This window comes from Flavobacterium sp. CR10 (genome assembly GCF_055814415.1).
The window spans coordinates 2,513,120-2,524,690 of record NZ_CP185985.1 but is presented as its reverse complement, the minus strand read 5'-3'; the positions used below and the strand labels follow the sequence as shown (position 1 = coordinate 2,524,690).

Sequence of the window (11,571 nt, the reverse complement as noted above, 5' to 3'; positions counted from 1 at the left end):
GCCGTATTAAAATTATGATATTTTAGATAACAAAATAAAAAAAAAACACTATTTTCAAAACAAAAAAAGTAATCTATTTATTACAAATAAAACCCGACAAATTTCAAAAATCTGTCGGGTTTTGTATTATAGACTAAGTTTAATTTCTTATTTCAAACCAGCCAAACTCTGCTCGATTGTAGCAATTTTTGCTAAAGCATCGGCTTGTTTTTGTTTTTCTAAATTAAGAACTTTCTCTGGAGCTCCGTTTACGAATTTCTCGTTTGAAAGTTTTGCTTCTACAGATTTCAAGAATCCTTTTGTGTAATTCAATTCTTCCGTCAGTTTTGCGATTTCTGCTTCAACGTCAATATTTCCTGTAATTGGAATGAAATATTCATTTGATTTTACACGGAAAGACAATGCGCCATCCACTTTTTCAGAAACATATTCGAAAGCAGAAACGTTTCCTAATTTCGTGATAATTGAATCAAAATAAGTAGAAACATTTTCGCTGTTGATTCCTTTTAATTCAATTGCATCTTTAAATGGAATATTTTTGTCTTTTCTGATGGTTCTAATTCCCGAAATTACTTCAATAGAATTTTCGAAATCAGCAATTAATTTTGCATCAAACGGTTTTACTTCTGGCCAAGTCGAAACAATTAAAGCTTCTTCTGGAGTTCTTTCAGAAATTAACTGCCAAATTTCCTCCGTTAAGAAAGGCATAAACGGATGCAATAACTTCAAGTTGTTTTCTAACATTTCGATCGCTTTTGCGAAAGTTACGCTGTCAATTGGCTGTTGGTATGCTGGTTTAATCATTTCTAAGAACCAAGAACAGAAATCATCCCAAACCAATTTATAAATGGCCATTAATGAATCTGAAATTCTGTATTTCTCGAAATTATCTTCAATGTCAACTAAAGTCTGCTGCAATTTCGCTTCGTACCACTCGATTGCTACTTTTGATGATTCTGGCTGTGCGATAGTTTCAGAAACTTCCCAACCTTTAATCAGTTTGAAAGCATTCCAGATTTTGTTTGAGAACGCTTTTCCTTGAAGGCATAATTCTTCGTCAAACATAATATCGTTTCCTGCAGAAGCACTTAAAAGCAATCCTACACGAACACCATCGGCACCAAATTTCTCGATCAAGTCTAAAGGATCAGGAGAGTTTCCTAATGATTTAGACATTTTACGACGTTGTTTATCACGAACTAAACCAGTTAAGTACACATTTGTAAATGGTTTTTCGCCTGCATATTCGTAACCTGCAATAATCATTCTTGCCACCCAGAAAAATAAAATATCCGGACCTGTAACCAAATCATTCGTTGGATAGTAGTATTTAAAATCTGGACTTTCTGGATCCATAATTCCTCCAAAAACAGACATTGGCCATAACCAAGATGAGAACCAAGTATCTAATGCGTCAACATCTTGTTTAAGGTTGTCGGTTGTTAGTTGTTGGTTGTTGGTTCTTTCTTTTGCTAAAACTAATGCATCTTCTATGTTTTCAGCAACTACGAAATCTTCTTTTCCGTCTCCGTAATAGTACGCTGGAATTTGTTGTCCCCACCATAATTGACGAGAAATATTCCAATCGCGAATGTTGTTTAACCAGTGTGCATAAGTGTTTTCGAAACGTTTTGGATGCAATTTAATATCTCCAGTTTCCAAAACCGACTTAATAGCTGGTTTTACCAATTCTTCCATTTTCAAGAACCATTGATCTGATAATCTTGGTTCGATTACCGCTTTTGTTCTTTCAGAAGTTCCTACTTTATTTAAGTGAGTTTCTGTTTTAGCTAAAGCGCCAATTTCTTGAAGTTCTTTTTCAATTTCCTTACGAACTACAAAACGGTCTTTTCCTTGATAGTGCAATCCGAAGCTGTTTAATGTAGCGTCTTCGTTAAAAATATCAACGATTTCAAGGTTGTGTTTTTCACCCAACGTTTTGTCGTTCATATCGTGCGCAGGTGTTACTTTCAAACATCCTGTTCCGAATTCAATGTCAACATATTCGTCCTCGATAATTGGAATAACTCTTCCGCAAATTGGAACGATTGCTTTTTTACCTTTTAAATGTGTAAAACGCTCATCGTTCGGATTGATACAGATGGCAGTATCTCCAAAAATAGTTTCTGGACGCGTTGTAGCAATGGTCAAGAAATCTTCTGAACCTTCAATTTTATATTTTAAGAAAAATAATTTTCCTTGTTGTTCTTCATAAATTACCTCTTCGTCAGAAAGAGTGGTTTTTGCTTCTGGATCCCAATTCACCATACGGTATCCTCTGTAGATTAAACCTTTGTTGTATAAATCTACAAACGATTTAATTACAGATGCAGACATATCTGGATCCATTGTAAATTTAGTACGTTCCCAATCGCAAGAAGCACCTAATTTTTTAAGCTGTTCTAAGATTGTTCCACCATATTTATCTGTCCATTCCCAAGCATGCTTAAGGAATTCTTCGCGGGTCAAATCGTTTTTATTGATTCCTTCTGCTTTTAATTTTGCTACCACTTTTGCTTCAGTTGCAATAGAAGCGTGGTCCGTTCCAGGTACCCAACAAGCGTTGAAACCTTTAAGACGTGCTCTACGAATTAAAACATCCTGAATCGTATTATTCAACATATGTCCCATGTGAAGGACTCCAGTGACGTTTGGCGGCGGGATTACAATGGTGTACGGTGTTCTATGATCTGGTTCTGAATGAAAATAGTTGTTTTTCATCCAGTAATCATACCATTTACTCTCAATCGTCTTAGCGTCAAATTGTGCTGGAATTGTCATTTACTAGGGTTGTTTAATCGTTAATTTGTTTAACCGTTTAATCGGTTTTGATCATCGAATTCAAATTGATTTATTTTCTTATTTTCTGTTTAAAAAAATCATTTACAAATCAATCTCAACGATCAAAACAAATAAACGATTAAACAGTTAAACAAAAAAATGGTTCAATTTTTGTATTTATAACTGACAGCAAAAGTAAATAATTAAGTAGACTATAAAAAGAGAAATAATAATTTGTGTGTTAATTAAAAGAATGTATATTTACTTACAATTAAAAAAAGATTTCATATGAAAAATGCAGCCTCTTTTATTGCAGTCTTATTGTTTAGTGCAATAAGTTATGCGCAAAACGGCCCAAAAATTGAATTTGCAGCCCCTGATAATACAATTGATTATGGAAAAATTTCTAAAAGTGACAATGGGCTTCGTTCCTTTGAATTTACAAACACTGGAGATGCTCCTTTATTAATTACAGGTGCAGAATCTACAGTAAGTTCTATCATCGTAACAAAACCAGCGGCAGCAATTCAGCCGGGCAAAAAAGGAAAAATCGATGTAAAATATAATATGGTCGCAGGACCTATTCGTAAAACTATTACTGTTGAAACAAACGCAGTAAACTATCCTGACGGAAGAGTAGCTCTTAAAATTAAGGGTGAAGTCCAATAAGAATTTAAAATCTAAAAATAACAAAAATAGCTGTCTCAAATGGACGGCTATTTTTTTTTAAAAGCTTCAGAGAAGCAAAATATTTATAGTAAAAGAATAAATGATTACAACATAAAGCTCCAGAGGAGCGTCATATATTAAGTCTACAGAAAAAATATGTCGCTCCTCTGGAGCTTAATCCATTTTTGATATTACCAATTCTATAAACATTTCACCCCGCTGGGGTTTTTACAGATCAAAAAAAATGTTATAAATATTTCTGTTCAATAAAAAAACTGTCCTTTTGAGACAGCTTCGTTTTATTTTTGTAGAGAAACATCTTGCCTCTCAAATCTTTCTTCTTTATTTAGCAGCGCATTCAGCGGCATCAAATTTGTACTTTACGCTTTCAAAATCAATTGGTTTATCTTTTACTAAATAAGTAACTCCCATTGTTGTCTGCATCGTTCCGTTTCCTAAAATAAGCTGATTATTGCGTTTTAAAAGCGCCATCGGATTCTTGAATGTTTTGTCTCCGTTTACGTTGTCCTTAAAAGTATAATCTACAAACAGCGTATCTCCATGAAACTCTCCTGCAACTTCACCCGTTCTAACAGTTGAAGGCGCCACTCTCATAACCATATCTCCAGATAATTTTCCGTTCTTTAAAGTGTTCAATTTTAAATCTATTGTATCCTTTTCATAAATTGCTTTGTAGCATGCAGTGCTTACTACTGTTTCTCCTTCCGCTTTTGCAGCTTCGGCAGCTTTTTGTTTTTCTTCATTTTTACAGCTTTGCAATCCAATAACGGATAAAAGCAAACAAGACAAGGCTAGATTTCTCATAATATTTTTCATTTTGTTGATATCACTATAAAATTAAAGAAAAAAGATTCTCTTCATAGTATAATTTTATAAATTTTTAATTACAAATTCAGATCTTCTATTCAATTCATGCTCTTCTTCTGAGCACGATTCGTCTGTTTTGCATTTTATAATTGGAACCGATTCTCCGTAGCCTTTTGCTGAAACTCTTTTGACTTCAATTCCAGATTGTATGATAAACTCTCTAGTTGAGTTCGCCCTTTTTTGAGATAAATCGGCATTGTATTTTTCATTTCCTCTTGAATCTGTATGCGATCCAATTTCGATTACCATTTCAGGATATTTTTTCATTAATTCAACCACTCTGCCTAAAATCACTTTGGATTCTTTTCTAATGTACCACAAATCATAATCAAAGTAAATCGGGTCTGTTTTAATGATTAAACGGTCTTTGTCTTTGACAACATCTTTTTCTTTAGCTAAAATCTCTTTTACTTTTTCATTCTTTTTAATTTCGGCCGCAACTATAGCCGCGTCTTTGGCTTTTTTCTCTTTTTCTTTTAATTCAAGCGCAGCCAAAGCTTCTTTTTTCTTATTTTCTTCTTCAATAATAATTTCCTGTTTTCTCTTATTTTCAGCAATTTGTTTTTCTTCTTTTTTGATGGCTTCTAAAGATCTCAAGGCCAAAGAAGCATCGTTAACTTTATCTCTAGTTTTATCTAAGGTCAATATTTTAGAAGCATTGGTATAGTTTTCTTTAAAAGCGCTAATCTTATACGAAGTCTCACAGGCAACCGTAAAGCTGAATTTTCCGTCAGCCGAAGTTGTGATTGTATTTAAGGTTTTATTTTCTGAATCTTGCAATAATACCGTTGCGTTTTCTAGAACTAATTGCGTATCTACATCTGTAATTGTTCCAGCAATAAACTGTTTGCAATCTTCAACAATCAAATCTTTTATTTCTTTGAATTGATAAATATCGTCGCTTCCCTTTCCTCCTTCTCTATTCGACGCGAAAAATCCTTCTTTGGTATTCGAATCAACGTTGAACGCAAAATCATCTAAATTAGAGTTTAATGGAAGTCCAACATTTACTGGTTTTGAATAGTCATTTCCATTTATTTCAGAAACAAAAACATCTAATGATCCGTAACCTAAATGTCCATCTGATGAAAAATATAATTTATTGTCTGTGGAGGCAAAAGGAAACTGTTCTCTCTTATTGGTATTAATTTGCGGCCCTAAATTCTTCGGAGTATCAAATGCTCCTTTATTTATGTTTACCGAATAAATATCAAATGATCCCAAAGAACCCGGCATGTCTGAAGCAAAATACAATACTTTTTCATCGGCACTCAAAGCGGGATGCTCAACAGAATAATTTGGACTGTTGAATGGAAGCGCCGTAACGTTTGTCCATTTTCCTTCTACCAATTCTGCTTTAAAAATCTGAAGATTAGAGATTTTTTTGTCGTCTTTTTTCTTCTTTCCGTTTTTAGAATTATTTCTCGTAAAATACATGGTTTTGCCATCTTTTGTAAAAACAGCATTCGATTCATGCATTCCAGTTTTCAGTTCTTTCGCAAAATAATGAATGATAGAATCTGCCGAATTGATGTTCTTTAAAGCAATTGAAACCAAATTTAAATAGGTTTCGTTATCCCATTTAAACTTTTTATCAAATAAACCCGGCTTTAGTTTCACTCCTGCAAAAACTAGATTCTCTTTGTATTTAACCGCTCCGAATTCAGAATTTGGCGTATTTATAGCAAGGTTTTTAATTTCAAAACGCTTACCGATTGCAGTAACATTTTCTAAAGTTTTAAGTTCTTTTTCAAAATTGGCAAGATCTTCTGGATTAGAAGACTTAGCATAATATTCTTTTAAATTGGCATTTGCATCATCGATACTATTTGTTGCTTTTAAAGTCTGTGCATATCTAAAATAGTATTCTCTGTCTAAATTATTGCTGTAATTGCCAATTAGAAAACGATAATAACGCTGCGCTTTAACCAAATCATTGGTATAGAAATAAGAATCGGCCAAGTTTTTAATGACTTCTTGCGAAGGTCTTTCGTCAGCTAATTTTTGGTATAAAATAATGGCTTCGCTGTAATACGTTTTATCAAAAAAACGTTTTGCTCTAATCAATTCCTGATCCTGTGCACTTATAAACTGTATTGAAAATACGAATATAATAACGAGTAGTTTTTTCATATTTTTCATTTTAGAAGAATCTTGGTGATTTATCGAATCCTTTTCCTAACAAGTCCAAATCGAACAACAGCATAATTTCATGTGTTCCTGAATTAAACTGGCCGAAATTTGTGAGCGTATAATCATAGGCATAACCCACTCTCAGCGTTGGCGTAACATTGATATTGAATAAAGCGCTAACTGAATCATCAATTCTGTAAGCAGCTCCAAATTCAAACTTTTCATTATACAAAACATTCGCAGTGACGTCTAAAGTAATTGGTGCTCCTTTTACAAACTTTGACATAAATGCTGGTTTCAACTTCACCTTATCGCTAACCTGAAAAACATAACCGGCCGTCAAAAAAGTGTGTATTTCTTCAGAACCAAAAGCGTTAATTCCTGATTTTTCTTCAATGTATTTTGATTTCAGCAAATTAGGCGCAGATAATCCAACATAGAGATTGTCTCTAAAATAGTAAGCTCCAACTCCAATATTAGGTTTGGTTGCATTTATATTTTCTGCAAAAGCTAAATCCGTCTGCGGATCTGTAAAACGAAATCCGTTAAAATTGGTTTGCATGGATGAAAATCCCGCTTTTAAGCCCAGCGACAATTTATTTTTTCCGCCTAATTTTAAAACATATGCAAAATCGGCGTAAACATTATTCTCTTTTTTGGCACCATCTCCAATATCATCTGAAATAAAGGAAATACCAGCTTCTATTTTATCATTAATCGCCGTATGTCCAAAAAACGTAAATGTTTTTGGAGCCCCATAAGCGCCCACCCATTGCGTTCTGTACAATCCACCAAAATTCATCATGGCAGGAACACCTGTCGCATAAGCAGGATTGACTACGCTCATATTGTACATATAATGCGTGTATTCTGGATCTTGCTGTGCAGAGACCGATAAATAGAAGAAGAAATTTATAAGGAGTATTATTTTTTTCATTTGAAAACTGTATTAAAATGTAAAAAGAGGTTTTATCGATTTAAATAAAGACGGCCTTGTTTTGGCGGTTTATTGTCTTTATTGAAATGCAATACATAAAAATAAACTCCGTTGGGCGCGACACCTCCTGCGATACCGCTTTTTTCATAATTTTTACCATCCCAAGCCGGTTTACTATTATCTCCTTTATACATTCCGTTTCCGTATCTATTATAAATTTCAAGTGTATAATTCGGGTATAAAAACTCAATATCTTTTATCACAAACGAATCGTTTACACCATCTCCGTTTGGTGAAAATCCGTCTGGAATAAAAAACTCGTATTGAGCCACCTCGCAGTCTTGCAAAGAGACTTTTACTTCTCTGTAACTTTCAGACAAGCATCTCGTTACTTCATTTAAATCATATCCGTAATAAGTTGCATTATGGACTAATAATGTGGTTGACGGCAGTAAATTTCCATCTACCGCATCATACCAAGCAACGGTAGTGGGAACATTGGTTTTACTGGAAAGATCACTTATTTTCGGATTTGCCAATCCGCAGAAGTCTGGCGTTTCTGTCATTTCAGGAGCTGGCGTATCGTTTATAATTACCGAAATTTTGGCTGGTTCTGAAGTACAGCCCGCTGCTGAAGTTTCTCTAACGAAATAATCTTCTGTTTTTAAAACATAATCAACTGCTAACGGTGTTGTTGCTGTTGCCGAATTATACCATTTATATTGCGCCCCTTTTGGCTCTAAGTTGGCTATTACTGCTTCATCAACTTTACAAAACTGCTGATTTGCAACAATTGGCGCTGGCGGAATTGGATTTATTACAAAATCGTCTGTAATGTTGATTAAATCTACATCACAATTTGTCACTGTATTGGTTAAATTCAGTAATGTGATTTTTGTGGCGCCTGTATTCAAAAGCAGTTCGGCAGGAATAATAAAATCTAATTTTCCATTTGTGACTGCTTTTGTAATAGTTTGCACGGATGAAGAATTGCTTTCAGACAATGCATAAGAAATACTGGCATTCGTTAAGCTTCCTAAACCAGAAACTGCAACAGTAACAGGCGCATTCAAACAGAAACCATTAACTTTTGCCACCACAGTTACTGCATTTGGAAGCGGATTTATATTTAAATTCCCTGCTACATTTGCCGTATTGCTGCATTGAGGAGAAGGATTTGTAATATCAGTGATGCTATAAATACTAATTACCGATAATCCACTTCTTGTATTCAAATTTCTTGGAACTATAAAAGAAGCCTTTCCTCCAACAGACTGCATTTCTGCTGTTTCGCCAAGAGCCAGATTATCTCCATTTACGTTATAAGAAATACGGTAATTTCCATCGAGCAATTGAGGCGCTGTGACTTGAATTGTAGCATCATCATTTTGACAAATAGGAAGCGCCGATAATGTAGCATTAGTCAAACGCGGTAATGGATAAATAGTCAAAATAGTTGAAAACGGACTAAAGATATTTACACATTTTCCTTTACTTGATGTTGACACTATACGCGTAACCGTTATGGTATATTGACCCACTTGTTTAAAATAAGACGAGCGAATTGGAAAGTTAAATTCTCCATTTGCAAAATTTCCTCTTACAGTTTCAGATCCAGACGCTCCCGGTCCGACAACACTAAAACTAACGTCGTATACTCCATTAGGTATAGAATCTGGTCCTTGCGTAATTTTAGCCGAATACGTTGCTGTGGCAATTTCAGATTCGCAGATATCTTTACTAACCACGATTTTAGATCCTGTAAAATCAAGTCTTTTTTCGAGCAATATTTTTACAGTAGCATTATCATCAGGACATATAAAGTTATTAGGAACAGCTAAAACAGTATACGTATAAGAATATTCCCCTGGCCCATTTGCATCAAATAATTCTTGAAGATTAATATTATGATCCGTTGCCGATGTTATTCCGATACCTGTCCACGTTCCATCTGGGTCTTCACCAGTAAGCCTATCATTTAAATTCAAATCGGTATATGCTGCCAAATCGGTAGTACCGCACAATTCTAAATGTTGTGCTTCTCCTGCTTCTGGAGCTATATAAACTGTTACCTGTACATTGGTCGACTTTTCGTCAGGAGAACATTCAAGCACAGCTGGCACAGTATAAATGAAATTAAGTGTCGTTTTGACCTTGTATTGCTCAATATTTATAGTAGATTCCACAGGTATACCTGCGGCGGTTGTAAATGTTCCATTTACATGAGGTCCCATTACTTTACTATCAAAAGCTGTAAAAAGATTAAAAGTTCGATATTTATTACAAACTGTCGCTTCCGAACCAACCCCCACATAGGCACCTATCGTAATCGTAACGACAGCCTTATTATCTGTACATCCTGAAGTCGCTGGAGCAGTATAAGTATAATAATACGTTCCACCGCCAAGAATAAGTTGCGCGTTCAAAACACCATTAGCAGCATCTAAACCTTGCTTGCTGCTTCCTGTCCATGTTCCGCCAGGAACTGGAGAACCTCCTAATAAAGAAAATAAATTTACCGATTGATAAATTGGATTAGAGACGTCACAAATTAATTCATTCGTATTATCATCACCAGCACATTGTGCAGTTAGTTTTGAAGAAATGAGGGTAAAAAAAATAAAAAACAATACAAAATAGTGGTAGCTAATGTAGTTTTTTGCCATAGATTAATTTTTTTATTAAACATAAGAAAATATTTAACAAAAAACACATTTTTTAGTAAACTTATTTTCACAAAAAGAATACATTTATACAATACAACATGTTAAAACATGGTTTTACAATAAATCGAAAAAACTGTAATTCATTTTTTTTTACAATTCATCTTCTAGTTTAAATCTAAATTTTAAGACTACACTATTTCTTTCTACTTCAAGATTTATCCAAACGTCATCTTCAGATTTTAAAAGGTTATTGATCTGCTGAAGGCTATATTTATATGGTTGTGTATTATTAATACTTACAACAATATCTCCTTTGCGTAATCCACATTTTTCTGCTGCAGAATTCTTACGCACGTTTACAATTTCATAAACAGGTTTTAGAGCAAATTTATATTTAAAATTATTATTGTTCTTATCTTTTTCCTGCAATTCATCCATTGAAGAAGCAACTCGTACCGTTTCTAGATGCACCGTTTCCTGCACCCACTGAAGTCCATTGTGCTGAATCGTAATTCCGCTTTTATTGTATGTAAAGGGTTCTCCATATTTACTATTTTTTTTTAGGTATAACTTTTTTCCTTTATAATCCAAAACTAAAGTAAATCGTTTTAAAACTTCACCTCCTACAGATCCGATACGTCCTGGAACCATCTTAACATTACGAATTGAGGCAGAATCAGGAAAAGACACAATTGGTTTTTTAAAATCAAATTCATCAATCGAGAATTTATCAATTTTGGCGCGATGCCCTTCAATATCCCCACTAAAGCCTTTTCCTAAAAAGTCTGGAAAATTTTTGTTTGGAAGCTTAATTTTATTGTTTTCAAAAATCCAAAAAGCATCACTATTTCCAATATCAATTAAAAGCTTTGCCGGAATTTCTTCGTTATTCACAGTTGCTGTTGTCATGATATAAGGCTTTGCCTTTTCTACCGTTATCGGAACCATTCTAAACTGTCTGTTTAGTTTTTCCTCATATTTATCACTTTTAGCGTGAACTATTATTTTCTTTTTCTGATAATTAACTTCAACATAATTATTTCGAAAGAATTTATGGCCTATAATTCCATTTACAGGAATTCCAATATGAGAAGACAAATTGAAGCTTTGATCTAAAATAATAAAGACCATGTGGTCGCTAGATTTGAGACCATGCGTTTCCAGAATATTCTTTGTCGATTTCAGGCCTTCTATTTCTTCCTCGCTTCCTAAACCACGAAGTTTGATTTTCTCCACATTGTTAAAACTAACTTCTTGTTTTTCTTCCATACTAAACAGAATCGTTTCTTCGACACCAGAATCTAGGAGGAAATTTAATTCAACTCCATTAACTTTTATAGGAATAAAAACAAGGTTATTTATCAATTTAAAAGGTATTGTGGCCTTTGTTGCATTGTTTTCCAATAAAAAATCGCCTTGTCCAAAAAGCAAAAAAGGTAAGAATAACCCAAAAAACAATACTATATATTTTTTCATTGACAATATTTTATTATAAAA

7 protein-coding genes are annotated in these 11,571 nt (G+C 33.9%); 1 reads left to right on the top strand and 6 read right to left on the bottom strand.

All coding sequences use genetic code 11. The features are described 5' to 3' along the window. Positions 1-147 precede the first annotated feature (147 nt). The gene (locus ACNRYB_RS11220; protein ID WP_473730107.1) at positions 148-2,781 is read right to left on the bottom strand and encodes a valine--tRNA ligase; all 2,634 of its coding nucleotides are present in this window, start codon (positions 2,779-2,781) and stop codon (positions 148-150) included. Positions 2,782-3,069: 288 nt separating this feature from the next. On the opposite strand from ACNRYB_RS11220, the gene ACNRYB_RS11215 reads away from it, so the two are divergent. Beyond that, complete coding sequence (locus tag ACNRYB_RS11215) at positions 3,070-3,450, top strand: DUF1573 domain-containing protein (protein ID WP_129747335.1); 381 nt, start codon at positions 3,070-3,072, stop codon at positions 3,448-3,450. A 342-nt stretch (positions 3,451-3,792) separates the two neighbouring features. On the opposite strand, the gene ACNRYB_RS11210 is transcribed toward ACNRYB_RS11215, so the two are convergent. The 5 genes from ACNRYB_RS11210 to ACNRYB_RS11190 form a co-directional block, all read right to left on the bottom strand. Then, positions 3,793-4,275: a hypothetical protein gene (locus tag ACNRYB_RS11210; RefSeq protein ID WP_165352451.1), complete on the bottom strand. Its 483-nt coding sequence runs from the start codon at positions 4,273-4,275 to the stop codon at positions 3,793-3,795. 66 nt (positions 4,276-4,341) lie between these two features. Further along, positions 4,342-6,471: an OmpA family protein gene (locus tag ACNRYB_RS11205; protein WP_473730106.1), complete on the bottom strand. Its 2,130-nt coding sequence runs from the start codon at positions 6,469-6,471 to the stop codon at positions 4,342-4,344. A 10-nt stretch (positions 6,472-6,481) separates the two neighbouring features. Then, the gene (locus ACNRYB_RS11200; RefSeq protein WP_473730105.1) at positions 6,482-7,408 is read right to left on the bottom strand and encodes a PorP/SprF family type IX secretion system membrane protein; all 927 of its coding nucleotides are present in this window, start codon (positions 7,406-7,408) and stop codon (positions 6,482-6,484) included. Between the two features lie 32 nt (positions 7,409-7,440). Then, positions 7,441-10,074, bottom strand: coding sequence for a T9SS type B sorting domain-containing protein (locus tag ACNRYB_RS11195; RefSeq protein WP_473730104.1), 2,634 nt, complete (start codon positions 10,072-10,074; stop codon positions 7,441-7,443). 150 nt (positions 10,075-10,224) lie between these two features. After that, positions 10,225-11,550 carry a PDZ domain-containing protein gene (locus ACNRYB_RS11190; protein ID WP_129747330.1) on the bottom strand — a complete coding sequence of 442 codons (1,326 nt, stop codon included), beginning with the start codon at positions 11,548-11,550 and terminating at the stop codon, positions 10,225-10,227. Positions 11,551-11,571: the final 21 nt, after the last annotated feature.